Below are 23475 nucleotides of genomic sequence, written 5' to 3'. Positions count from 1 at the left end.
TCGCCACCGCCGTGCACGATCACAATTGCCACAACCGCGGCGACAATTGCGATGATCGCCAGGACGCCGAGTGTCGCGGGCAGCCGCGACGGCGGCTCCGTCACGGTTCGGTCTCGATCCGCCGCGCCCGGATCCTGGTGCCAGGCGGGCGGTTCCGGCTCCTGCGGCACCGTGTGCACGCCGTGACCCTAGCCCTTGCGACGCTGGTCGAGAGTCCCTTTCCCGAAGTTGCCCTCAGTGCCTCGTGGTCTGTTCGAGTGACCGTCTTGTGTGAATTCACCCCCCGATGTCCGGACCAATTCGGCTGATCAGTAGAGTGCGCCATCGCCGGATCGGCTGATCATTCCCCAGTTCGGGTGAGTTGATCATTTGGGCGGGCCAGTCGGGGCACTCAGACCGAGAGGACAGTCATGGGCAAGCTGGGTCGTGTTGGCGCCGCTGTCGCGGCGACCGCGCTTCTCATGGGTTTCGCCGCGCTCCCCGCGGCCGCTGAGGCCGCGAGCGGGCGGCTGGACAACAGCGAGGGCAAGAAGATCGAGGGCGAAGGCCTCAACATCAAGGGCAGCGACAAGAACCCGCACCAGGCGTCGCTGCTGCACCTCGACCTGAACGGTGGCGGCCACCTCAAGGTCTACTGCGTGGAGTTCCACGTCGGCGCTACCCAGCAGCGGGACATGATCGAGACCCCGTGGGACGCCTACCCCAACCCGGGCTCGCCCTTCCACGCGAACCGCGGCAAGATCAAGTGGATCCTGCACCACGGCTTCCCGGCGAAGTCGCTGCAGGAGCTGAACGCGCTCGACCTGGAGTGGGGCGAGGCGGGCCTGGAGCAGACCGAGGCCATCTCGGCCACCCAGGCGGCCATCTGGCACTTCAGCGACGGCGTCGAGCTCGACCGCGACGACGCGTCCGCCCGCGACGACGCCGAGCAGGACATCCTGGCGCTCTACGACTACCTGATCGCCAACGCCGAGGACCTGGGCGAGCAGCCGACCCCGGTGCTGGAGATCAACCCCGACGCGGTCGAGGGCAAGGCGGGCGAGGCCATCGGCCCGTTCAAGGTGACCACCAACGGCGAGATCGCCGAGGTCCTCACCGACCTGCCCGAGGGCGTGGTGCTGACCACGAAGGACCGCGCCAAGATCACCGACGCGGCCCAGGTCGCCGACGGCGCCGAGCTGTTCGTCAACGTCCCTGCGGACGCGCCCGCGGGCGAGGGCGGCTTCGCGCTGTCCACGCTGTCCAAGGTGGACATCGGTCGGCTGTTCGTGGTGGACGGCTACCACGAGAACGGCGAGGGCAGGGGCCCGGCGCAGTCGCTGATCGTGGCCGAGTCCGAGGAGACCGAGCTCGTGGCCGAGGCCGCCGTCAAGTGGGCGGAGGCGCCGGTCACCACGACCACGCCGACCACCACCACCGAGCCCGCGCCGTCCACGACGACCGAGGCCCCGGTGCCGAGCACCACCCCCGCGCCGCCGGTCCCCGGTGACGACCTGCCCGACACCGGCGCCAACATCCTGGTCCCGGTCCTGGTGGGCGTCGGCCTGCTGGGCGCGGGCGCGGGCGCGCTGATCTGGCAGCGCCGCCGCAAGACCGCCTGACCCGCACTCCACGCCGAGTCCCCCGTCCGGTTCCCCGGGCGGGGGACTCGGCCGTTTACGGTCTAGACCGTGACCGACCTGGCCGCCCCGCACTGGCTCCGTGGACTGCTCAGCCAGAACCCGGTCCCGATCCCGTGGAAGCGCGCGGCGCGCGCGGCCGTCGGGCTCGCCGGGCCCATCGCCGTGGGCCTGGCGCTCGGGCACGGCGAGATCGGCGTGCTGGTGTCGATCGGCGCCCTGTGCGTCACCTTCGCCGACACCGACGGCCCCTACGCCCACCGCGCCCAGCGGATGGTCGCCGCCGCCGTGCTGGGCGCGATCGGCTATCTCATCGGCACCCACGTCCATCCGGCCTGGCTGGTGCTCGTGGCGGCCGCGTCGGCGTTCATCAGCGCGTCGGGCAGCACGGCGTCGGTGGCCGGGCTGCAGCTGCTCGTCTTCGCCACCGTGGGCACCGGCCAGCAGGCGGACCCGTGGCTGGCCACGGGCTGCTTCGCCGCGGGAGCGCTGTTCGCGGTGCTGCTGGCGCTGGCGGCGTGGCCGGTGCGCGGGGCGGCGGTGGAGCGCGAGGCCGTCGCCGAGGTGTACGAGGACCTGGCGGCGATGCTGGCGGCCAGCGGCACCGAACAGGCCAGGGTGGCCCGCCGCAGGCTCACCGCCGCCCTGGACCGCGCCTACGACGCGCTCCTGGAGGCGCGGTCGCGGCTCGCGGGCCGGGACTGGTCCTACCGCAGGCTGTTCGTCCTGCTGACGGAGACGACGCCGGTCATCGAGGCGGCTGTCGCCCTGGTCAACGCGGGAAGGCCCGCGCCGCCCACCGTGGTCGCGTACCTGTTCGACGCCGCGCTGCGCATCCGCGTGCGCACGCCGCTGGCCGAGCCGCCCGACCCGCCGGAGGACGCCGGGCCCGCACTGCGGCAGCTGCACGCTGGCCTGTGCGCGGTCGCCGAGTTCCGGCGCAGCGGCGACGACACCGACCGGCGGGAGCGGGAGCGCCCGCTCGGCGAGCGCGCCCGCGAGTGGTGGGACACCGTCGCGCTCGGCGCGGTCACCTGGTCGCATGTGGCGCGGCTGGCCCTGTGCGTCGGCCTGGCCGTCGTCGCGGGGGAGGCGCTGCCGTTGGAGCACTCGTTCTGGGTGCCGCTGACGGTGGCCATCGTGCTCAAGCCCGACTTCGGCTCGGTGTTCGGCCGGGCGGTGCTGCGCGGCCTGGGCACCGCGGCCGGGGTGCTGCTCGGCGCGGCGCTGCTGGCCGCGGACCCGCCCGCCTGGCTGCTGGTGCCCATCGTGGCCGCGGTCGCGCTGTGCCTGCCGATCGGGCAGGTGCGCAACTACGGCATGTTCAGCACGTTCGTCACGCCGCTGGTGATCGTGCAGCTCGACCTGGCCAACGCGGGCGAGTGGAGCCTGGTCGGCGCGCGGCTGCTGGACACCGCGCTGGGCTGCGCGATCGTGCTCGTCTTCGGCTACCTGCTCTGGCCGGGCGCGCGCAAGCCCAGGGTCGGCTCCGACCTGGCCGACGCGCTCGACCTGCTCGCCGACTACCTCGCCGACGCCCTGGGCCCGCGGCCGACGCGCCGCTCCGACCTGCGCCGCTCCGCCTACCGCGCGCTGGCCGACCTGCGGACGACGTTCCAGCAGGCGCTGGTCGAGCCGTTCCACGCGGGCAGGCAGGCCGCCGCGTGGTGGCCGGTGATCATGACGATGGAACGGCTGACCGACGCCGTCACCGGCGCCGTGCTCGCCGCCGCCCGCGTCGGTCCCGCGGCCCCCGCGGACGTCGCCACCCTGGCCGACGCGGTGCGCGACGCCGCGGCCGCCGTCCGCGAGCAGCGGGTGACCACGGCCCGCGACCTGCCTGCCGAGCCGCCGCTCGATCGGGTGTCCGCCGAGGTCCGCGCCGTGCGCGGGGTCCTGCGGGGCCCCGGTCTCGCCGAGTCGCGGGATCGGCCGGACTGAGTAGGTTCGGCCATTGCGGCAGTGGGCTGTGCGGGACCCTTTGGGTACTCTGCCCAAGGGCTCGCCGAAGTGGAGGAGGATGCAGTGGGCATCGACTTCAACGAGCTGAAGAAGCGGGCCGAGGGCCTCGCGGAGCAGCACGGCGACAAGATCGACAGCGCGGCCGAGAAGGCGGGCGAGTTCGCCAAGCGCAAGTTCGGCCACGACGAGCAGATCGACCAGGCCGTCGACCGGATCCAGCAGTGGACGCCGGAGAACCCCCGGCCCGACAACCCCGACACTCCCCAGCCAGGTAACAAGGCGTGACTCCAGAACAGATCCCCGCGGAGCGGGCGGCCGAGGCCGCCCGCTCCGGCAAACCCGTCGTCCACACCTGGCAGGGCGCCGACCCGGCCCGCCTGGAGTCCGTGCGCGTGCTCATGGGCGAGAACCGGCTGCGCGTCTACGGCCGCCTGGTCGCCGCCGCCGACCCGCACATCGGGACCGAGCCCTACAGCGCCTCCTTCGAGGCCTCCGTCGACAAGAGCGACGCCGCGGGCCGGGTGCTGCTGCGCACCACGACCGCCGAGCACGAGCGCCAGCTGTCCATCAGCCGCACCGAGGACGGCCTCTGGCTGGTCGACCACGACGGCACGTCCCAGCGCGCCGACTTCGACGGCTCGGTCACCGTGGACGTCGTCGGCGCGGTCACCTTCACCACCCTGCCGGTGCGCCACCTGCGCCTGCACCGCGAAGAGGGGGAGTTCGAGATCCCCGTGGTGTCGGTGTCCCTGCCCGACCTGTCGGTGTCGGTGGTCCGCCACGTCTACCGCACGGTCTCGCTGGACGACGACTCCGCCACGATCGAGCTGACCCGCGGCGGCGCGACCTCCCGCATCCGCGTCGACCGCGACGGGATCGTCGTGGACTACCCGGGCGTCGCGTCCCGGATCTAGGCCAGCTCGAACGGCGTGTACGCCACGGCGAACGCCGAGCGCGCGTCCACGCCGACCGCGCGCACCTCGATGGAGTGCCTGCCCGCGGGCAGGGCCGTGGTGTCGATGGCGATCCGCCAGGTGCCGCCGATGCCCGGGCCGTCGACCACCGTCGGGATGCCCGCGAGGCGGGTGCGGTCCAGCCGGACCTCCACGCCCGCCAGGCCCGCGAGCTCGCCGCCGATCTGCTGGCCGCCCACCGCGTCCAGGGTCACCTCGACCACCAGCCTGCCGCGCGGGGCGACCGCGCCCTCGGGCAGCGCCTCGCCCGCCGCGTCCAGCAGGACGGCGCCCGGGCGGGCCAGCGCGGGGCGGGTGCGCTCCTGCGGCTCGACGTCCAGCGCGACCAGCGGCGGCGGGTCGCCGGGGCGCGGGGTCAGCTCCAGGTGCGCGGCGATGACCCGGGTGGCCGCGCGGCCGGGGTGGGCCGGGCCGCGCACCCGCAGCGGCAGCGTCTCGCCGTCGGCGCGCAGGATCAGCGCGTCGGCGGGCAGGTCGGCCACGACCGGGTAGCGCACGCCGCGGATCAGCGGCTGGCCGGGCACCGCGGGCCGGGCCGGGAACTCCTTCCCGCCGATCTCCACGGTGAACACGTCGTCGGCGCGCTCGTCCGGGGCGTTCTGCGGGACCAGGGTGAGCAGCAGCCTGCCGCCGGAGACGCCCTTGACGAGCGCGCCGCCGGACGGGGTCTGCGGCGAGCGGCTGGTCGAGACGACCTGGCCGGGGTCGAGCACGGGCGCGGGCACCAGCGCCGGGGTCGTGGTGGGGGCGCCGCGGAAGCCGACGAAGTCGACCGCCGCCCGCACCCCTGTGCGCCCGCCGGTGAGGCTGACCAGCGCCGTAGCCTCGCGCCAGTCCGGCACGACGTCGCCAGCGCCCACGACCAGGCCGTCGCGCAGCACGCGCACGCCGTCGGTGTGCAGGACGACTTCCCAGCGCGCCGTGACCCCGATCCCGGCGCGCGGCACTGTCGAGATGCGCACGGGCTCCCCCTTCCGGGGGGTTCCGGGCGCGACGAGCACCTGCGCGGTCGTGGCCTCGTCCGCGTGGGTCGCGATGCGCACCCGGATGGCCCCCGGCGGCAGCGCCTTGTCGTCCTGCGCCTTGCCGGGCCGCCCCGGGCGGCTGGTGGTGGGACCGATCTGGTCGACCGGGCCGGGGGCCAGGTCGAGCACCAGCTCGCCCGCGAGTCCCGGCTGGTCGGTGTCGACGACGAACCGGCCCAGCTCGCCGGGGCCGTCGCTGAGCCGAAGCGGGGTGCGCGCCGCAAGCGAGACCGGCTCGCTGCCGCACTGGGCGGTGATGACCAGCCTGCGCGCGTCGTCCCCGGTGCCGGGCACGGCGCTCCCGCAGCGGGAGACGCTGGTGAACCGCCAGCGGCCCGGGTGCGGCGCGGACTCGTCGAAGTCGTCGGAGAACGTCCAGCCCGTCTCGTCGGCGGCCGCCGGGGTGCCCTGGGCGATGGTGGCCAGGGACCGCTCGCCGTGCTTGCCGACGCTGCGCACCTCAACGGTGTACGGCAGGCCGTTCTCCAGCCCGTCGAGCTGGGTCGTCGGCTGGCCCACCAGCCGCGTCCGGTCCGCCCAGCGGACCTCGTAGCCGACGGCGTCCTCGACCGGCGCCCAGGCGAGCTTGAGCCGCTCCGGCCCGGGCGTCACCTCGACGCGCTCGGGCTGGACCGGCGCGCCCTCCGGCGCGGGCAGGAGCACGCCCTCGCTGGCGTAGGAGGCGACCGTGGTCTGCGGCGGCGGCACGGGCCGCGGCCCGCCGTCGGCGGCCTCCGGCTCCCGCAGCACGACCACCGCCACGCCGATGACCACCAGCGACGCGGCGACCGCCGCGACCCGGCGGACCCGACTCGGCGGGGACGGCTGGTGATCCACGGGGTCAAGGTAAGACCCGTGCGGCGTGTGTCACGGTTTCGTTGCCGACCCGCAATCTCCGGTTCTTTTCGGAGTATTGCCTCCGAGGTTATTCGCCGTCCGGGAGCTCTCCGACGGCGTGGTGGCCGTCCAGGCGGACGACGCGGCCGCCCGCCGCGCCGAGGTCGCGGAGGTCGGCGAGGGCGTCGGGCGCGTCCAGATCGATGGTGACCGGGCTCGTGGGCTGGGCGCGGTGGGCCTCCAGGGCCGTGCGGCCCGAGTGGCCCGCGGTGATGGTGGCGCGGAGGCCGCCGGTCGAGGCGAGGGCGCCGCGGGCGGCGCCGAGGCGGCCGAGGGCGTCGTCGACGGCGTCGAGGAGGGCGGCGCGGTTGCCCTCGCACATGGCCACGACCAGCTCGGGCCGGGTGCCCGCGACCCGGGTGCCGTCGGTGAAGCTGCCCGCGGCCAGGGCCAGCGCCAGCGGGCCGCCGTCGGCGCCGCACGCGGCGAGCACGGCGGCGAGGATGTGCGGCAGGTGCGAGATCCGCCCGACGGCGTCGTCGTGCGCGGCCGCCGTCGCCGGGACGACGTGGGCGCCGCAGGACAGGGCCAGCCCGGCCACCTCGCGCCAGACCGAGGGGTCGGTGCCGTCGTCGACGGTGACGACCCAGGCGGCGCCGTGGAACAGGTCGGCGGCCCCCGCGGACCAGCCCGACTCCGAGCTGCCCGCCATGGGGTGTCCGCCGACGAACGGGTTGGGCGCGCGCCGGGAGAGCAGGTCGGCGACCGGGGCCTTCACGCTGGTGACGTCCGTGAGCGGGCAGTGCGGCGCCAGCTCGGCCACCCGGCGCGCCACCGACTCGACCGCGGGCAGCGGCACCGCGAGCACGATCAGCGCGTTCTCCTCGCCCGCGCGGCGCAGAGCAGTGGCGACGTCGCTGACCTCGAACCCGGCTGCGGCCGCCTCGGCCGCGTCGGCCTCGGACGCGGTGGCCCCCCAGGCCCGCCGTCCGGTGGCCGCGACCGCCCGCAGCAGCGACCCGCCGATGAGGCCCAACCCGATCACACACACCGCGCGCATGTCTGAGGATCTTCCAGCATCGGGAAGACCCGGGCGCGTCCGGGCGTTGTCCACAGGCGTGTCTGGTATCTCCGTGCCGCTGTCCGTGCTCGACCTCGCCCCCGTCCCCAGCGGGTCCACCGAGACCGCCGCGCTGCGCGACAGCCTCGAACTCGCCCGGGTGACCGAGGACCTCGGCTACCACCGGTTCTGGGTGGCCGAGCACCACAACATGCCGGGGATCGCCAGCTCGGCCCCCGCCGTGCTGCTCGCCCACGTCGCCATGGTGACCACGACCATGCGGATCGGCTCGGGCGGCGTGATGCTTCCCAACCACGCCCCGCTCGTCGTCGCGGAGCAGTTCGGGATGCTGGAGGCGCTGCACCCCGGCCGCGTCGACCTCGGCATCGGCCGCGCGCCCGGCACCGACCAGGCGACCGCCCGCGCCCTGCGCCGCACGACCGGGCCGCTGTCCGCCGACGACTTCCCGGAGCAGCTCGCCGAGCTCGTCGGGTACTTCACCGGCACCGGGCCGATCACCGCCGTGCCCGCCAAGGGCAACCAGCCCGCCGTGTGGCTGCTCGGCTCCAGCGGCTACAGCGCCCAGGTCGCGGGCGTGCTCGGCCTGCCGTTCGCCTTCGCCCACCACTTCAGCGCGGAGAACACGCTGCCCGCGCTCGCCCTCTACCGCGAGCGCTTCCGCCCGTCGGCCGTCCTCAGCGAGCCGTACGCGATGGTGGCCGCGTCCGTGGTCTGCGCCGACGACGACGCCACCGCCCGGGAACTCGCCCGCCCGGCCGCCCTGCAGTTCCTGCAGCTGCGCAAGGGCACCCCGGGCCGCGTGCCGACCCCGGAGGAGACCGCCGCCTACCCGTACACAGACCTGGACCTGGCGTTCATCGACGACCGCATGTCCACCCAGATCATCGGCGGGCCGGAGACCGTGCGGGCCGGGATCGCCGACCTGCTGGAGCGCACGGCCGCCGACGAGCTGATGATCACCACGAACGTCTTCGACCACGCCGACCGGCTGCGCAGCTACGAGCACGTCGCCAAGCTGCGTTAGAGGCAAAAGGGGACCCCGCGCACCTGCCAGAGCCCACTTATCCTTGCTGCCTTCCGGCCCTGGGGAGGTTCATGGGATGCGCACCGCGCGGGGTCCGCCATCAGTGTACCGGGAGCCTCATGCGGCACTGCACGTGGCGGTCGGCGTGCCCGGGGCGCCGGAGCCGACGAAGCCGAACGTGGTGGACGCGCCCGCGCCCAGATTGCCGTTGTAGCTGACGTTGCGGGCGGTGATCGCGCCGCTGGTGCCGCTGGCCGTGGCGTTCCAGATCTGGGAGATCCGCTCGCCGCCGGTGAACGTCCAGCTCACGGCCCAGCCGCTGATCGGTCCGTCCGCGGTGACCCGCACCTCCGCCTGGAAGCCGCCGCCCCACTGGTTCACGATCCGGTAGGTCGCGGTGCAGCCGTCGCCGGGCGGCGGGCCGTCGTCGGTCGTGGTGGTCGTGGTCGTGGTGGTCGGCGTGGTGCCGCCCATGCCCGCGACCGCGCCGTCGTAGGCGGGCTTCTTCTGGTAGCTCTCGTTCCACACCAGGGCGGCGCCCTGGCCGGGGAAGACGTCCGGGATCCAGGAGAACTTGTCGGTGATGCCCCAGATCGTCACGCCCTTGCAGCGGGTGACGGCCCAGCAGGCCGCGAACGACTTCTGGTAGTCGGCCTTCTGGGTGGCCAGCTTCTGGGCGTCCGACGGCGTCTGCATGCGGATGTCCAGCTCGGTGATCGCCACGTCGACGCCGAGGTCGGCGAAGCGCTGCAGGTTCTGCCGGAAGTCGCCGGGCACCTGGTTGATGATCAGGTGCGCCTGGAAGCCCACGCCGTCGATCGGCACGCCCTGCTGCTTGAACTGGCGCACCAGGTTGTAGATCGCGGTGCTCTTGGCGTTGATCGCGTCGGTGCTGTAGTCGTTGATGTAGAGCTTGGCGCTCGGGTCCGCCGCGCGGGCGGCGCGGAAGGCGTCGGCGATGTAGGAGTCGCCCAGCTTCTGCTGCCAGAACGACTGGCGTCGGCTGCCGTCGTCGTTGAACGCCTCGTTCACCACGTCCCAGTGCGCAATGCGGCCCTTGTAGCGGGTCATCACCGTGGTGATGTGGTCGACCATCACCTGGCGCAGCTCGGTCGCGGACAGGTTCTGCACCCAGGACGGGGTCTGGCTGTGCCAGACCAGCGTGTGCCCGCGCACCATTTGACCGGTGGCCTCGGCGCGCTGCATGATCCGGTCGGCCTGCGCCCAGTTGTACTGCCCGCGCGAGGGCTGCAGCGCGTCCCACTTCATGGCGTTTTCCGCGGTCACCGAATTGAATTCGGTGTCGAGGATCGTGCCGTAGCTGCCGTCGGTGTACCTATTCGGGTCGACGGCCGTCCCCACATAGCGGCCCGATGACTCGGCGACGCCGCCGAGGCCCGCCGCCGCGGCACTGGTACCCGGCGCGGCCAGGGTGAGCAGGGCGGCCGCGGTGGCCGCGACGCTGGCGGCACCGGTGGCGGCCGCCCAGCGCTTGTCGACGAACTTCCGGAAAGACACGAGTTTCTCCTAGTTCCGCACGAACAACATTGTCAAGCGGAGCGTGGAGCCGCCCATCGCCCTGGCCGGCTGGTCCCATCCCACAGTTTCGAAAATTCGCGATTAATTGTCGAAACCAAGGGGATAATATCGGACTGGGAGCGCTTCCGGAAGATTACTCGGGCTTGCGGCGGTCGAGTTCGGCCGCCTGCTCGGGCGTGGGCGCGGTGCCGCCGAGGTGGGCGGGCAGCCACCAGCGGTCGTCCTCGCCGGACGGCTGGTCGGGGTAGTCGCGCTGGATCGTGTCCAGGAGGGCGGTCAGCCGGGACCGCAGGTCCTTCGTGAGGATGTCCATGTCGTCGTCCACAGTGGGGCGCGTCGGCTCGCCCGTCAGGATCGTGATGGGCACGTGCCGCTTGGTCAGCTCGCGCTTGCGGCCCTTGGTCCACATGCGCTGCGTGCCCCAGAGCGCCATCGGGATCAGCGGGACGCCCGCCTCCGCGGCCATCCGCACGGCGCCGGACTTGATGTCCTTGACGGTGAACGAGCGGCTGATCGTCGCCTCGGGGAACACCCCGACGACCTCGCCCGCGCGCAGCGCGTCAACGGCGGCCTGATAGGACTGCGCGCCCGCCGCCCGGTCGACGGAGATGTGGTGCATCCCGCGCATGAGCGGACCGGCCACCCGGTTCGCGAAGATCTCCCGCTTGGCCATGAACCGCACCAGGCGGCGGGCAGGCTGCGCGCCCAGCCCGCAGAACAGGAAGTCCAGGTAGCTGACGTGGTTGCAGGCGATGACCGCCCCGCCCGAAGTCGGGATGTGCTCCGCCCCGCGCACGTCGAGCCGCAGGTCCAGCAGGCGGAAGGCGGTCTTGGCGGCGAGGACGACGGGCGGGTAGACCAGCTCGGCCACAGGCACTCCACGGTTGTCGGCAAGTGCCCGAACTGTCCATCACCCGCCGTCCCCGCGCAACGTGATGCGCGTCCGGGTCAGCCGATGACGCGGATCTGGTCGGCCTGCGGGCCCTTGGGGCCCTGCACGACCTCGAACTCCACTCGCTGGTTCTCCTCGAGGCTGCGGTACCCGGTCGCCTGGATGGCGGAGAAGTGCGCGAACACGTCCGGGCCGTTGTCCTGTTGGATGAAGCCGAAGCCCTTTTCGGCGTTGAACCACTTGACCGTTCCAGTTGCCACGTTCTCTTCCTTCGCTTCGGCAGTGACGCCGCCAACACTATGGGAACACTCTGACACTTGTTCTCCGGCCGTGCCGGATTCAGCCTCGGGAGTTGCCCTGGGATCATGCGCGCCGCCACCGTGACGGGGTGGAGCCGACGATCTCGCGCAGCACCGCCGTGGCCGCCGACGCCGCCGCCGTGTGGGCGCTCGTGACCGACCTGCCCAGGATGGACCGCTTCAGCCCGGAGAACGTCGGCGGCCGCTGGCTCGACCCGGGCCCCGCGGTCGGCGCCCGGTTCCGGGGCACCAACCGCAACGGCGCCCGCGAGTGGTGGACCCGCGTGCGGGTCGTGGAGTGCGACCCGCCCCGCAGGTTCACCTTCGACGTGCGGACCCCGTTCGGGATCCGCGTCTCCCGCTGGTCCTACGAGATCACCCCGACCGAGCACGGGTGCGTGCTGACCGAGCACTGGTTCCGCGTGGGCAGCTGGTTCATCCGCCGCGTCATGGGCCCGAAGGTGACCGGGAGGCAGGACCGGCCCGGCTTCAACACCGAGTCGATCGAGCACACCCTGGCCGCGGTGAAGGCCCACGCGGAACTCACGGCGTGAACGCCTGGACGGCCGCGTTCTTCACCGCGTCGGAGACCACCGCGGCGCTGCCGAAGATGTCGATGTTCGCCGTGGCCGGGTCGCCGTCCATGCCGGGCGCCTTGCCCGCGGTCCGCTCCAGGAAGGCGCGGGTCTCCGCGGGCAGCACAGTGTCCTGGGCCAGCAGCAGCGGCTCGCCGTAGACCGCGAGCGTGGGCGTGCCCGCCAGCGCGTCGGGGAAGTTCATCCCGTTGGCGATGCCGACGCCCTCGCCGCGCAGCGCGCCGTCGACGACGTACTGCCCGGCGACCAGCGCGGCGGTCTCGAAGCGGTTCCGGCCGACGAACCGGTCGGTCAGGCTGCCCGCGCCGAAGGCGTTGACGGCGGCGGTGTCGGCGGCGCGGCCCGCGGTCGCGAGGGTCCATGCGCCGAACTGGGTCCTGCGCTGGCGCATGAAGGTGGCGGTCGCCGCGGGCATCACCGAGTCGTTGGTGAACATGAGCGCCCAGGTCTCGTCGCCCTGGCGGTTGATCGCGGCGGCCAGGCTGCCCGCGGCCAGCGCGTCGGGGAAGTCCATCCCGGTGGTGACGAAGAACCTGCTGGTGTCGGGCAGCTCGTCGGCGATCTTGATCGCGGTCTCGAACCGGTTGGCTCCCGCGAGCCGCTTGGTCGCGTAGCCCAGCTGCTTGATCGCGCTCTCGACCCCGGCGGACAGCGACGCCGTGCTGCCGAGCAGGTAGACGGTGCCGCCGGACGGCAGCACGCGCAGGATCTCCTCGCGCACCTCCGTGCGCAGCGCGGTCGGGGTGGTCAGCAGCAGCGGGGCGCCGAGGTGGCCTGCCAGCGGGCCGCCCGCGAGCGCGTCGGGGAAGTCGTCGCCTCGGGCGAGGACGACCGCCTTGGCCAGGTACGGCTCCTTGGCGTCCGCCGTCGCGGCGTCCGCCCACGTGCCCCGCGAGACGCACACGGCCGTCGTGTACCGGTCCCGGCCCGCGTAGCGCAGCGCCGTGGTCGTGCCGACCTTGTCCGCGGTCCGGCAGGTGTCGTCGACGGCCGCGGCCGCGGTCCCCGCGCCCGCCGCGACCCCGCCCGCGAGCACCGCGGCGGTGGCGGCGCAGGCCGCGAGCGCGCGGAAGTGTCGATAGCGCATGGTGTTCCTGTTTCCCTTCAGAGCAGGAGCGCCGGGCGAGTCGTCCGCGACTCACCCGGCGCCACTGGTCGTGCGTCAGTTGTTTACGAGAAGGCGATCAGCGCTTCGGTCGCGACGGAGCGGGACACGACGGCCTCGCTGCCGAGCACGTCGAGGAACGCGGCGGGCTGGCCGGTCTCCGGGTCGACGACCTCACCGGCGTGGCTCTGCAGGAACACCTTGGTCGCCGAGGGCAGCGCGGTGTCGGTCGACAGCAGCAGCGGCTGCGAGTAGTTCATCAGCATGCTGGTGCCCGCCAGGGCGTCGGGGAAGTTCATCCCGTTGGCCAGGCCGACGCCCGCGCCCCGCAGCCCCTCGGCGTCCTGGAACAGGGACTCGGCGATGACGGCCGCGGTCTCGAAGCGGTTCTTGCCGACGAAGGAGTCCACGACCTGCGGGGGGTACGCGCTGCGGACCGCCTGGTCGCCGGAGAGGCCCGCGGTCATCAGCAGCAGCTCGTTGCCGTGCTCGGCCGCGCGCGCGTCGATGAAGTTCATCGTGCTCGTGGGCATCCTGCTGTCGACGGTGAACAGCATCGCGATCGGCTTCTGCCCGGCCTGGGTCGCGCCGAGGGTGTAGTTGGCGGCGTAGGTGCCCGCGGCCAGCGCGTCCGGGAAGTTCATGCCGGTGGTGACGAAGAACAGGTTCGTCGAGCGCATCTCCTGGGCGATGCGGATCGCCGTGCCGAAGCGGTCGGAGCCCGCGAGGCGCTTGGTGGCGTAGCCCGCGGCGCGGAGCTCGCTGTTGATGCCGTCGGACAGCGACGCCGTGCTGCCGAGCAGGTACACCGTGCCGCCGGGGGCGAGCACGCGCGAGATCTCGGTCTTGACGTTGGGCAGCAGCCGGGTCGGGACGGTCAGCAGCAGCGGGCCGTCGACGTATCCGGCGAGCGGGCCGCCCGCGAGCGCGTCGGGGAAGGCGTCACCGCGGGCGAGCACCACGGCCTTGGCCTTCAGCACACCCTCGGTGGGGTCGTTGTGGTCCGACCAGGTCCAGTAGGAGGCGCAGGCCGCGGTCTCGTACCGGTTCGCCCCGGCGTAGCGGAGCATGGTCACCCCGTCGCCGTTGGTGCGGGTCCGGCAGTTCTCCGGCGCGACCGCGGCCGCACGGGTGTCGAGGCGGCGCGCGTCGACGCGCGCCGCGCGGTCGGCGGTCTTCCCCAGGACGTCGGCGCGCTCGGCCTTGCTCGGGGCGGTGGGCGCGGTCTCCGCGACGGCGGTCCCCGCGGCCGTGCCGCCGAAGACCAGGGCGGCCGCCAGGACGGCCATGCCGACACGGGCCACGCGGGGGCGTCGGGTGGGAGTGATGTGCACGGGTTCCTTTCCCCAGAGTCGATTTCACGGGCGGTTCGAGCAGCCCCCGACTGCTCGCCCCGCGAAGCCGGCCACAGTCTGCAAGACAACGCCCGGGATGACCAGAGCTTTGACCATCCGGCGGCCGGATCTCCGCCGTTTCTCCATGATGTGACGACGACGACAGGAACATCGCGCACCGACCACCCGTGGTGAACCGCCCCCCGGACGTCCGGTACCCTCTCCGGCGGAGGATTCGCATAGTGGCCTAGTGCGCACGATTGGAAATCGTGTTGGGTGTTAAAGCCCTCGCGGGTTCAAATCCCGCATCCTCCGCCACCGAGACGCCGGTCAGCAGACCGGCGTCTCGGCGTTTACCCGGCCACCCTCGGCCGGGCGGGCAGCAGGTCGGCGTGGTCGGCCGCGGCCTGGCCCGCGCCCCACCCGGTCGGGCTGCTGACCGCGCTGCGCCGGGTGCGCACGCCGGGGAAGAGCGCGGCGTAGGTCTCCTCGACGACCTGGTGGCGGCGGGCCAGCACGGGCAGGGCGCGCGCGTCGGTCGCCGTGGCGGTGGCCAGGTCGAGCCGGGTGCGGATGCGGTGGGCGTACCCGGCGAGGAAAGCGTTGCGGTAGGCGCGGGTGCGGCCCGGCGCGGTGGACAGCGCGCGGGTGGCCTGCACGCCCAGCGACGCCGACAGCACGGCGACGATCTCCAGGTCGGTCTCGTGGCCGACCAGCACCACGCAGCCCAGCCGGGGGTAGAACACCGAGCGGCAGCGGTTGGCCTCGGCGACGGCGTCGACCAGTTGGGCCTTCGCGGTCACATACGGGCGGGTGAGCCAGATGCGGCTCGCGGCGGCGCGCTGCGGGCGGGCGTCCATCGCCGCCTCCTCGAAGGCGTGTCGCGCCATCAGCTCCTGCGCCTTGGCCGAGAGCGCCTCGGCCTCCTGGGGGTAGGCGGTGGACTCGGCCTTGGCCAGCAACGCCCTCACCCTGGCGAGCACGCGCGCGTCCACGCCGCCCTCGGCGAGCGGGCCGGGACGGCCGGGCGGGGGCAGCAGGGCGGGCAGCGCGGGCAGGCCCGCGAACTCGGCGAGCACGTCCACCAGCCGGTCGAGCGCGTCGGCCAGGGAGAGGCCCGCGCGCTCGGCCCACTGCGGCAGGTGCGGCTCCCCGCGCCGCCACCACACCTCGGCCGCGGCGCGCGACTCGGCGGCCCAGCGCGGGTGCAGGTGCGCGGCCGGGTGCCGGGCGGTGTCGGCGGCGACGGCGTCGAGCGCGAGGTCGGCGAGATGGCGCGGGACGGCGGCGGCGACGTCGGCGGGCGTCCAGCCGCGCTCCCACAGCTCGGTCAGCGCCTTCGTCAGCGCGGCGGCCGCCGCTGCCCCGACGACGGCCGGGCCGAGGTCGGCGAGCTCGCGCACCCCAGCCGCCCCGCCGCGCGCCCTGACCTGGGCGGACCCGATGAGCCGGGCGGCGACCACCGCAGCCGAGACTCGATCATGTGTTCGCATGCGGACATCATGCCGGGTCGGCCCGACAGTTATCGACCATCCGTTCGAACGAAGACCGCCCGCCGCCCCGGTCGGGGGCGGCGGGCGGTGCGGACGCCTCAGTCCTCGTCGGCCGCGTGGTCCGGCGTGCCCGGGTTCGGGTCGCGGGACAGGTCGATCAGCGGGTGCACCTCGGCGCCCTCGGGCGCGCGGTGCTTGCCCGGGCGGTCGTCGTCCGACACGTGTTTCCTCCACACACTCCAGCGGGCTCCCCCGAGCCCGGTCAGCCGGAGGCTACCCCCGGTGACCCCGCACCCACCTCTCGATGCCGTCCGCGGTGATGGGGAGTGCGGCGGAGATCACCTCGTGCCCGTCGGCGGTGACCACCAGGTCGTCCTCGATGCGCACGCCGACGCCGCGCAGCTCCGGCGGCACGGTCAGGTCGTTCGGGTGGAAGTAGAGGCCCGGTTCGACGGTCAGCGCCATGCCCGGCTCCAGCTTCGCCTCGTGGTAGGCCTCCGCCCGGGACGCGGCGCAGTCGTGGACGTCCAGGCCGAGGTAGTGGCCGACGCCGCAGACGATGTAGCGGCGGTGGTGCTGCCCGTCGGGGTCGAGCGCCTTCTCCACGGAGGCGGGCAGCAGGCCCCAGTCGTGCAGCCCCTCGGCCAGCACGCGCATGGCGGTGTGGTGGAACGCGCGGTAGTCCGCGCCGGGGCGGACCTCCGCCATCGCCTTGACGTGGGCGTCGTGCACGAGGTCGTACACCTGGCGCTGGGCGGCGGAGAACTCGCCGTTGACCGGGAAGGTGCGGGTGACGTCGGCGGTGTAGAGGGTGTCCAGCTCCACGCCCGCGTCGAGCAGCAGCAGGCCGTCCTCGGGCACCGGCCCGTCACAGCGCGTCCAGTGCAGCACGGGCGCGTGCGGCCCCGCGGCGACGATGGAGGCGTAGCCCGGCCCGTTGCCCGCGGTGCGCGCCCGCCGGTCGAAGGTGCCCTGCAGCCACCGCTCCCCACCGCCGCGGACGGCGGTGTCGAGTTCGCGCGCGACATCGGCGAAGCCCAGGACGGTGGCGTCGACGGCGGCCTTGAGCTGGCCGATCTCCCAGTCGTCCTTGATCCGGCGCAGCTCGGCCAGGGTGGTCCGCAACTCGGCGCTGTGCGCGTCGACGTGGGCGTCGAGCAGCGGGTCGACACCCTTGGCGGCCAGCACGGCGGGCAGGCGGCCGCGCAGCGAGCGCGCCAGCCCCTCCAGCGGCAGGCAGACCAGGCCCAGCGCGGCCGACCACTCGGCCAGCCCGGGCGCGGCCCCGATCCACAACTCGCCGTCCCGGGCGTTGGCGAAGAAGTCGGGCTCGTCCGGCCCAGCGGGTTCCCGCAGGTGCAACACGGCGTCGTGGCCGTCGCCGACGGGGTGCATGACGAGGATCGCGCCCTCGGCGTAACAGCCGGTCAACCACGCGAAGTCGCTGTCGGCGCGGAAGAGGTAGTCGGTGTCGTTGGACCGCACGGGCGCCCGCCCCGCGGCGATGGCGATCCGCTTCCCCGGAAATGCCCGCGACAACCGCTCCCGATGCGCGGCCGCCGCCTCGGCCGCCCCCGCCACCGCCCGAACCGCCCGATCGGCAGGCCCCCAGTCGTCGCGCACGAAGTCCCTGAATCCCTGTGCTGCCACCAAATTCGACGGATCACGTCGAGCCGGGCGGTCGCTCATGCCCACTCCTCACCTGGTCGGTAGACCCCCAGGGTAGAAGGCGGCCCGATACACGAGCCCCGACGGCCTCGCACGCCTTTCACGAAAGATCGCCAACCCGGGTGGACTTACCGCCCCCCGTGTCTCCACCCGCCCCTTCCCCCCTGAACCCGAAACGTTCAGGGAGGCCCCCATGCTCACCACTCTGCCCACCCCCACCTCACACGCCAACCACCCCACCCGACCCGCACAGCCCGCCCAACCTGAGCCCGTCCCGCTGCCGGAGCCCGCGCGACCGCAATGCACCGCGCTGTCGGAGCAGCCCGCGCGACCCCAGCCCACCCCACTGCCAGCCCCCACCCAACACCCCGAAAGCCCCGCGCTCCCCAACCACACCCCGCCACCGATCCGCCCCACGTCCCCCGCCGCGCGCCGCCCCCATCCCCTCCGCCGCTGCCCGCCCCCACACCACTACCTCACCCGCCTGGTGACGGCCCTCGTCGAGACCATGGCAGGCCGCCGTGGCCCCAACCAACTAGCCCCCCACCTCACCTACCCCGCCCAAACCGCCCTCCGCGTCCTCCCCCGCCAACCCCGAACCCTCCGCCTCCGCTCAGTCCACGTCTGCCAAGTCCACCCCACCGCCGTGGAGGTGGCCGCCACCCTCGACACCCCCACCCGCGCCAAGGCCCTCGCCGCCCGCCTCGAACACACCACCAGGGGCTGGCAATTCACCGCCCTACACCTGATCGGCGGCTGATGCCCAACCCCACCCCTCGCACCCGCCGAACCGTCCCCGCGCACGGGGACGATGGGCGGTCGGCCGCCTCGCTCTTGCCAGCGCCCGGACCAGCCCCAGCTTGTGCGGGGACGACAGATTCGGGTCCGCATTGGTCGTCGCGTAAACGGGACCAGCCCCGCACGTGCGGGGACAACCAGTGGTTGCTCGTCGCGGAGCAGGTCCTCGAGGACCAGCCCTGCGCGTGCGGGGACGACACTTCCTGACCTGCGAGCTTATCGGCGGCACAGCGGTTTTCGTTCACTTGTGTAGCGGCGGCGGGCTGTCCCGCTTGCTGTCGAGCGGGCCGCTCGAGAGGCGGTGCTTCGAGGGGTCGGCTCTGGGGAGTCCTGGAGCCGAAGGGTGGATCGAGGCGGAGCGGGCAGCGTTTGCCCGGCCCGTGGCGTCTGGGACACGGGGGCGCAAGGCTCGTCAACGGGCGATGGATCAGTTACGGATGTGCGGACCGAGTCAGCGACGAAAGGCGAGGGCTCGCAGGCAGGGCGGAAAGACAAAACGCCGGTTGCCTGAAGTAGGCAACCGGCGTTCGTGTCGTTCAGAGCGGTGGCGGTGGGATTTGAACCCACGGACGGGGGTTGCCCGTCACGCGCTTTCGAGGCGCGCTCCTTCGGCCGCTCGGACACGCCACCGCCGATGAGGGTACCGAACGGGGTTTCGAGGGCCGTGGGTGGGTTACCGGTGGAACCGGTCCTTCATGTCCCGGACCGCGCCGGTGGCTCGGTCGCGCAGGGTGTGGCCTGCTTCCTTGATCTCGCCGCTGGTCTGGTCGGCCTTGCCGGAGGCCTCCATGTCGCGGTTGTCGGTGGCGTGGCCCAGCTTCTCCTTGGCGTGGCCCAGCATCTGCTCGGCCTTGTCCTTGGCCTTGTCGAACATGCTCATGGTGCACTTCCTTCCCTCGGTTGAGGGGTGTCCAACTCGGCCACGCAGACCACTTCATTGTGACTCAAATCACATCAAAGAAATCGATCAGCAGCGCCGCGCACTCCTCCGCCAGGACGCCGCCCTCGACCTCGGGGCGGTGGGGGAGGCGGCGGTCGCGGACGACGTCCCAGAGGGAGCCGACGGCGCCCGTCTTGGGCTCCCATGCGCCGAAGACCACTCGGGAGACCCGGGCCAGGACCAGCGCGCCCGCGCACATCGTGCAGGGCTCGACGGTCACGGCGAGGGTGCAGCCCGTCAGCCGCCAGCCGTCGCCGTGGAGGGCGGCGGCCGCGCGCAGGGCGAGGACCTCCGCGTGGGCGGTCGGGTCGCCGGTGGCCTCGCGGGCGTTGCAGGCCGAGGACAGGACGCGGCCGTCCGCGTCCACCACGACCGCGCCGATCGGGACGTCGCCGGTCAGCGGGGCCTTCCTGGCCGCGTCGAGCGCCAGTCGGACCAGGTCGGCGGACCTCACTGCAGGATGGTGTCGAGGTGCTTGGCGAACTCGTCGGCGAAGCCGAGCCGCTGGGCGATCATCTGCAGCTGCTCGTCGGGGTAGAGGTCCATCTCGTCCACGATGACCTGCATCTCCGCGGCGGGCAGGCCCAGGTCGGCGAGCAGGTCGAGGGAGCCCTCCGGCCAGACGTCGTCGACGTCGTCGGGCGGCTCGACGCGCAGCAGGTCGAGGGTGTCGGCGGCGATGTCGTAGTCCAGCGCGGCGGCGGCGTCCGACAGCAGCAGGGCGACCCCGCCGGGACTCGGGCGCAGCACGATGAAGAACTCGTCGTCCACGGCGAGCAGTCCGAAGACCGCCCCGGTGGACCGGATCCGGCGCAGCTCGGTGATCGCCGCGTCCAGTTCGCGCAGGGCGGCGTCGTCCATCGCCGCGCAGCGCCACCGCCCGTCCTCGCGGATGACGGCGACCCCGAACCCCGGCACCTGCTCGGCCATGAGGCACACGGTATTCCGCCCGGGGAATCGGTGCCAGTATCGGGGAATGACCACACCGTTGACGGATGATCCCAGGTTCACCGGCCTGCGCGAAGCCGCCCACGCCCTGCAGCCCCGCACCGTGGCGCTGCGCAGGCTCCTGCACCGCCACCCCGAGGAGGGGCTGCTGCTGCCCCGCACCCAGCAGGCCGTGATCGAGGCGCTCGACGGCCTCGACCTCAAGATCACCACGGGCGAGTCCGTCGGCTCGGTCGTCGCCGTGCTCGACGGCGGCAGGCCCGGGCCCGCCGTGCTGCTGCGCGGCGACATGGACGCGCTCCCGCTGCAGGAGGACACCGGCCTGGAGTTCGCCTCCGAAGTGGACGGTTCGATGCACGCGTGCGGGCACGACACCCACACCGCGATGCTCGCCTCCGCCGCGCGGCTGCTGCACGAGCGCCGGTCCGAGCTGGCCGGACAGGTCGTGTTCATGTTCCAGCCCGGCGAGGAGGGCTACCACGGCGCCAAGCACATGCTCGACGAAGGCCTGCTCGACGTGGCCGACGCGCCGGTCGAGAAGGCGTTCGCGCTGCACATCACGTCCAAGGAGGAGTCCGGTGTGGTGCGCTGCCGCCCCGGCCCGCTGATGGCCAGCGCGAACATGTTCACCATCACCGTCACCGGCCGGGGCGGGCACGCCTCGATGCCGTCGGACGCCTGCGACCCCGTGCCCGCCGCCGCGGAGATGGTCGGCGCGCTGCAGACCGTCGTGACCCGGCGGATCAGCGTGTTCGAGCCCGCCGTGCTCACCATCGCCAGCATCGTCGCGGGCACGACGACCAACATCATCCCGGAGACCGCCCAGCTCAAGGGCACCCTGCGCACCCTGTCCGAGCAGACCCGCAAGATCATGCTGGACGAGATCCCCAAGGTCTGCGAGCACATCGCGGCCGCGCACAGCTGCACCGTCTCGTTCCAATTCGAACCCGGCTACCCGGTGACGGTCAACGACGACGCCGTGGCCGACCGCGTCCTGGACCTCGCGGCCGCGGTGCTCGGCCCGAAGCACGCGACCCGGATGCCGAACCCGATCATGGGCGCGGAGGACTGGTCGTACGTGTTGGAGCGCGTGCCCGGCGCGATGGCGTTCCTGGGCGCCTGCCCGCCGGAGACGACCCCGGTGGACGCCCAGCCGAACCACTCGAACCGGGTGGTGTTCGACGAGGCCGCGTTCCCGCACGGCGTGGCCGCGTACGCCGCGTTCGCGCTCGACGCGCTGCGCTAGCCCCGCTCGGTCGGGGTCGTCGGTGGTCCCCGGTAGGGTCGTGGCGTGGCGCTCGCCCTCTACCGCAAGTACCGGCCGGCGACCTTCGCCGAGGTCGTCGGGCAGGAACACGTCACCGTCCCGCTGCGCACGGCGCTGGCCGCCGGGCGGGTCAACCACGCCTACCTGTTCTCCGGCCCGCGCGGCTGCGGCAAGACCTCCAGCGCCCGCATCCTCGCCCGGTCGCTGAACTGCGAGCAGGGGCCCACCGACGAGCCCTGCGGCACCTGCGACTCGTGCGTGTCGCTGGCCCCCAACGGCCCGGGCAACGTCGACGTCGTCGAGCTGGACGCGGCCAGCCACGGCGGCGTCGACGACGCGCGCGAGCTGCGCGACCGCGCCTTCTACGCGCCAGCGCAGTCCCGGTACCGGGTGTTCATCGTCGACGAGGCGCACATGGTCACCACGCAGGGCTTCAACGCCCTGCTGAAGATCGTGGAGGAGCCGCCGGAGCACCTGGTCTTCATCTTCGCCACGACCGAGCCGGAGAAGGTGCTGCCGACCATCCGGTCGCGCACGCACCACTACCCGTTCCGGCTCATCCCGCCGGGCGCGATGCGCGAGCTGCTGGAGCGCAACTGCGCAGCCGAGGGCGCCGTCGTCGAGCCCGCGGTGTTCCCGCTGGTCATCCGGGCGGGCGGCGGCTCGGCCCGGGACACCCAGTCGGTCCTGGACCAGCTGCTGGCGGGCGCGGGCCCGGAGGGCGTGACCTACGAGCGCGCGGTCTCCCTGCTCGGCGTCACCGACTCGGCGCTCATCGACGAGATGGTCGACGCCCTGGCCACCGGCGACGCGGCGGCGGTGTACGGCACGGTCGACGCCCTGGTCGAGGCGGGCCACGACCCGCGCCGCTTCGCCGCCGACCTGCTCGACCGCCTGCGCGACCTCGTCCTGCTGCGCGCGGTCCCGGACGCGGCCACGCGCGGTCTGGTCAGCGCGCCAGCCGACCAGCTGGAGAAGATGACCGGCCAGGCGGAACGCCTCGGCCCGGCCGCACTGACCCGCTACGCCGAGATCGTCCACGCGGGCCTGATCGACATGCGCGGGGCGACCGCGCCCCGGCTGCTGCTGGAGCTGCTCTGCGCACGCATGCTCCTGCCCGGCGCGGTCCCGACCGACGCCGTCGCCGACTCGGCGGTGCTGCAGCGGCTGGAGCAGTTGGAGACCCGGGTGGCCGCGGGCCAGCCCGGTGTCGCCGCCCCGGCCCGTCAGCCGAGCGCCGAACCCGCGGCCCGGCAGCCACGCCCCGCCGAGGCGGCCCGCCCGCAGCGGCCCGCCGAACCGGCGGCCGAGCGCCCGGCGTCCCGTCAGCAGTTCACCCGCCCGTCCGCGCGCGCCGCGTCCGACGAGTCCGCCCGGCCGAACACCGCCCCGGCCGACCGCTCCCCGGCAGCCCGGCCCGCCGAAGGCCAGGCACCCCGGCCCGCCGAGGGCCAGGCCGCCCGTCCCGCCGAGGGCCAGACTCCCCGGCCTGCCGAGGCCCAGGCGCCCGCCGAGCCCGCCGCAGCGGGCGCGATGGACGCCGCCGCGTTCCGCCGGGTCTGGCCGGAGATCCTCGCCGCCGTCCGCACGACCGCGACCAGCCGCAGCACGCACGCCATGCTGCTGCCCGCCGCCGTGCAGTCGGTAGAGGGCAACACGGTGGTCATCGGCCACCCGGCCCAGCCGCTGGCCGTGCGCCTCACCGAGCCGCGCAACGCCGAGGCCATCGCCCAGGCGATCAGCTCCGTCGTGGGCGGCAGCTGGCAGGTCCGCTGCGTGCACGCGGGCGCGGGCGCCGCGGCGCCGCCCGCCCCGGCCCGCCAGGCCGCGCCCCCGCCGCAGCGGCCCGACCCGCCGCAGCGCCGCTACGTCCCGGCCGCCGACCTGCCCCCCGAGCCCCCGCCGGACCCCGACCCGCCCCCGCCGGAGCCGGAGGACGAGGAGGAGATGCTCGCCGAGGCCGCCCGCACGCCGAACCCGGCCGCCGACGGCGAGGCCCGTCAGGACCCGGAAGAGGCCATGCTCCAACTCCTGGCCGACAAACTCGGCGCGAAACCGGTCGACAAGTAGTCAG

Annotated in this window: 22 protein-coding genes, 2 tRNA genes and 1 other RNA gene; 10 read left to right on the top strand and 15 right to left on the bottom strand. The window is 73.6% G+C overall.

What is annotated here, in order from left to right; genetic code table 11:
- Window positions 1-410: 410 nt before the first annotated feature.
- The 4 genes from IEY98_RS03765 (at window position 411) to IEY98_RS03750 (ending at window position 4495) form a co-directional block, all read left to right on the top strand.
- Window positions 411-1601, top strand: a complete 1191-nt coding sequence (locus IEY98_RS03765) for a thioester domain-containing protein (RefSeq protein WP_189208850.1) — start codon at window positions 411-413, stop codon at window positions 1599-1601.
- Between the two features lie 69 nt (window positions 1602-1670).
- Entirely contained in the window at window positions 1671-3560 is a 1890-nt protein-coding gene (locus IEY98_RS03760; RefSeq protein ID WP_189208849.1) for an FUSC family protein, read from the top strand.
- Window positions 3561-3644: 84 nt separating this feature from the next.
- A complete protein-coding gene (locus IEY98_RS03755) occupies window positions 3645-3866 on the top strand; it encodes an antitoxin (RefSeq protein WP_189208848.1) in 222 nt (73 codons plus the stop codon).
- Complete coding sequence (locus IEY98_RS03750; protein ID WP_229786540.1) at window positions 3863-4495, top strand: putative glycolipid-binding domain-containing protein; 633 nt, start codon at window positions 3863-3865, stop codon at window positions 4493-4495. The genes IEY98_RS03755 and IEY98_RS03750 overlap by 4 nt, the downstream gene beginning before the upstream one ends.
- On the opposite strand, the gene IEY98_RS03745 is transcribed toward IEY98_RS03750, so the two are convergent.
- Window positions 4492-6417: a fibronectin type III domain-containing protein gene (locus IEY98_RS03745; protein ID WP_189208847.1), complete on the bottom strand. Its 1926-nt coding sequence runs from the start codon at window positions 6415-6417 to the stop codon at window positions 4492-4494. The two genes, IEY98_RS03750 and IEY98_RS03745, sit on opposite strands and share 4 nt — an antisense overlap.
- Before the next feature lie 88 nt (window positions 6418-6505).
- A complete protein-coding gene (locus IEY98_RS03740) occupies window positions 6506-7477 on the bottom strand; it encodes a prephenate dehydrogenase (RefSeq protein ID WP_189208846.1) in 972 nt (323 codons plus the stop codon).
- 58 nt (window positions 7478-7535) lie between these two features.
- On the opposite strand from IEY98_RS03740, the gene IEY98_RS03735 reads away from it, so the two are divergent.
- Window positions 7536-8522: an LLM class flavin-dependent oxidoreductase gene (locus IEY98_RS03735; protein ID WP_229786538.1), complete on the top strand. Its 987-nt coding sequence runs from the start codon at window positions 7536-7538 to the stop codon at window positions 8520-8522.
- Between the two features lie 4 nt (window positions 8523-8526).
- On the opposite strand, the gene ffs is transcribed toward IEY98_RS03735, so the two are convergent.
- The 4 genes from ffs to IEY98_RS03715 all read right to left on the bottom strand — a co-directional run bounded on the left by ffs (window position 8527) and on the right by IEY98_RS03715 (window position 11213).
- Window positions 8527-8621: signal recognition particle sRNA small type (gene ffs, locus IEY98_RS03730), an RNA gene on the bottom strand.
- An 18-nt stretch (window positions 8622-8639) separates the two neighbouring features.
- Complete coding sequence (locus tag IEY98_RS03725) at window positions 8640-10040, bottom strand: glycoside hydrolase family 10 protein (protein ID WP_189208844.1); 1401 nt, start codon at window positions 10038-10040, stop codon at window positions 8640-8642.
- Window positions 10041-10194: 154 nt separating this feature from the next.
- On the bottom strand, window positions 10195-10932 hold the full coding sequence (locus IEY98_RS03720; protein ID WP_189208843.1) for a lysophospholipid acyltransferase family protein: 738 nt from the start codon (window positions 10930-10932) through the stop codon (window positions 10195-10197).
- Between the two features lie 77 nt (window positions 10933-11009).
- On the bottom strand, window positions 11010-11213 hold the full coding sequence (locus IEY98_RS03715; RefSeq protein ID WP_189208842.1) for a cold-shock protein: 204 nt from the start codon (window positions 11211-11213) through the stop codon (window positions 11010-11012).
- A 128-nt stretch (window positions 11214-11341) separates the two neighbouring features.
- Here IEY98_RS03715 and IEY98_RS03710 point away from each other — a divergent pair, with 128 nt between their 5' ends.
- The gene (locus tag IEY98_RS03710) at window positions 11342-11806 is read left to right on the top strand and encodes an SRPBCC family protein (RefSeq protein WP_189208841.1); all 465 of its coding nucleotides are present in this window, start codon (window positions 11342-11344) and stop codon (window positions 11804-11806) included.
- Here the strand turns inward: IEY98_RS03710 and IEY98_RS03705 are convergent.
- Both IEY98_RS03705 and IEY98_RS03700 read right to left on the bottom strand, forming a co-directional pair.
- On the bottom strand, window positions 11796-12935 hold the full coding sequence (locus IEY98_RS03705) for a cell wall-binding repeat-containing protein (protein ID WP_189208840.1): 1140 nt from the start codon (window positions 12933-12935) through the stop codon (window positions 11796-11798). The genes IEY98_RS03710 and IEY98_RS03705 overlap by 11 nt on opposite strands.
- An 83-nt stretch (window positions 12936-13018) precedes the next feature.
- Window positions 13019-14242 (bottom strand): cell wall-binding repeat-containing protein, encoded by a 1224-nt coding sequence (locus tag IEY98_RS03700; RefSeq protein WP_189208839.1) that lies wholly within the window; start codon window positions 14240-14242, stop codon window positions 13019-13021.
- 273 nt (window positions 14243-14515) lie between these two features.
- On the opposite strand from IEY98_RS03700, the gene IEY98_RS03695 reads away from it, so the two are divergent.
- Window positions 14516-14605 (top strand) — tRNA-Ser (locus IEY98_RS03695).
- Between the two features lie 35 nt (window positions 14606-14640).
- Here the strand turns inward: IEY98_RS03695 and IEY98_RS03690 are convergent.
- From IEY98_RS03690 to IEY98_RS03685, 3 genes are all read right to left on the bottom strand, one after another.
- A complete protein-coding gene (locus IEY98_RS03690) occupies window positions 14641-15780 on the bottom strand; it encodes a DUF2786 domain-containing protein (RefSeq protein ID WP_189208838.1) in 1140 nt (379 codons plus the stop codon).
- 98 nt (window positions 15781-15878) lie between these two features.
- Window positions 15879-16001, bottom strand: coding sequence for a hypothetical protein (locus tag IEY98_RS33025; protein ID WP_258905526.1), 123 nt, complete (start codon window positions 15999-16001; stop codon window positions 15879-15881).
- A 52-nt stretch (window positions 16002-16053) separates the two neighbouring features.
- A complete protein-coding gene (locus IEY98_RS03685) occupies window positions 16054-17403 on the bottom strand; it encodes an aminopeptidase P family protein (RefSeq protein ID WP_373292310.1) in 1350 nt (449 codons plus the stop codon).
- A 238-nt stretch (window positions 17404-17641) separates the two neighbouring features.
- On the opposite strand from IEY98_RS03685, the gene IEY98_RS32395 reads away from it, so the two are divergent.
- Window positions 17642-18208 (top strand): Rv3235 family protein, encoded by a 567-nt coding sequence (locus IEY98_RS32395; RefSeq protein ID WP_229786537.1) that lies wholly within the window; start codon window positions 17642-17644, stop codon window positions 18206-18208.
- A gap of 580 nt (window positions 18209-18788) precedes the next feature.
- Here IEY98_RS32395 and IEY98_RS03680 read toward each other — a convergent pair.
- From IEY98_RS03680 to IEY98_RS03665, 4 genes are all read right to left on the bottom strand, one after another.
- Window positions 18789-18876, bottom strand: a tRNA-Ser gene (locus tag IEY98_RS03680).
- A gap of 43 nt (window positions 18877-18919) precedes the next feature.
- The gene (locus IEY98_RS03675; RefSeq protein ID WP_189208836.1) at window positions 18920-19126 is read right to left on the bottom strand and encodes a CsbD family protein; all 207 of its coding nucleotides are present in this window, start codon (window positions 19124-19126) and stop codon (window positions 18920-18922) included.
- Window positions 19127-19190: 64 nt separating this feature from the next.
- A complete protein-coding gene (locus tag IEY98_RS03670; RefSeq protein ID WP_189208835.1) occupies window positions 19191-19640 on the bottom strand; it encodes a nucleoside deaminase in 450 nt (149 codons plus the stop codon).
- Complete coding sequence (locus IEY98_RS03665; RefSeq protein ID WP_189208834.1) at window positions 19637-20116, bottom strand: tRNA adenosine deaminase-associated protein; 480 nt, start codon at window positions 20114-20116, stop codon at window positions 19637-19639. Before IEY98_RS03665 ends, IEY98_RS03670 begins: the two co-directional genes overlap by 4 nt.
- Window positions 20117-20162: 46 nt before the next feature.
- Here IEY98_RS03665 and IEY98_RS03660 point away from each other — a divergent pair, with 46 nt between their 5' ends.
- Both IEY98_RS03660 and IEY98_RS03655 read left to right on the top strand, forming a co-directional pair.
- Window positions 20163-21380 carry a M20 metallopeptidase family protein gene (locus IEY98_RS03660; RefSeq protein WP_189208833.1) on the top strand — a complete coding sequence of 406 codons (1218 nt, stop codon included), beginning with the start codon at window positions 20163-20165 and terminating at the stop codon, window positions 21378-21380.
- A 45-nt stretch (window positions 21381-21425) separates the two neighbouring features.
- Window positions 21426-23471 (top strand): DNA polymerase III subunit gamma and tau, encoded by a 2046-nt coding sequence (locus tag IEY98_RS03655; protein WP_189208832.1) that lies wholly within the window; start codon window positions 21426-21428, stop codon window positions 23469-23471.
- Window positions 23472-23475: the final 4 nt, after the last annotated feature.

Source organism: Actinokineospora fastidiosa (assembly GCF_014648415.1).
In the GTDB taxonomy this organism is placed as follows: domain Bacteria; phylum Actinomycetota; class Actinomycetes; order Mycobacteriales; family Pseudonocardiaceae; genus Actinokineospora; species Actinokineospora fastidiosa.
This window is presented reverse-complemented; position numbering and strand designations above follow the sequence as displayed.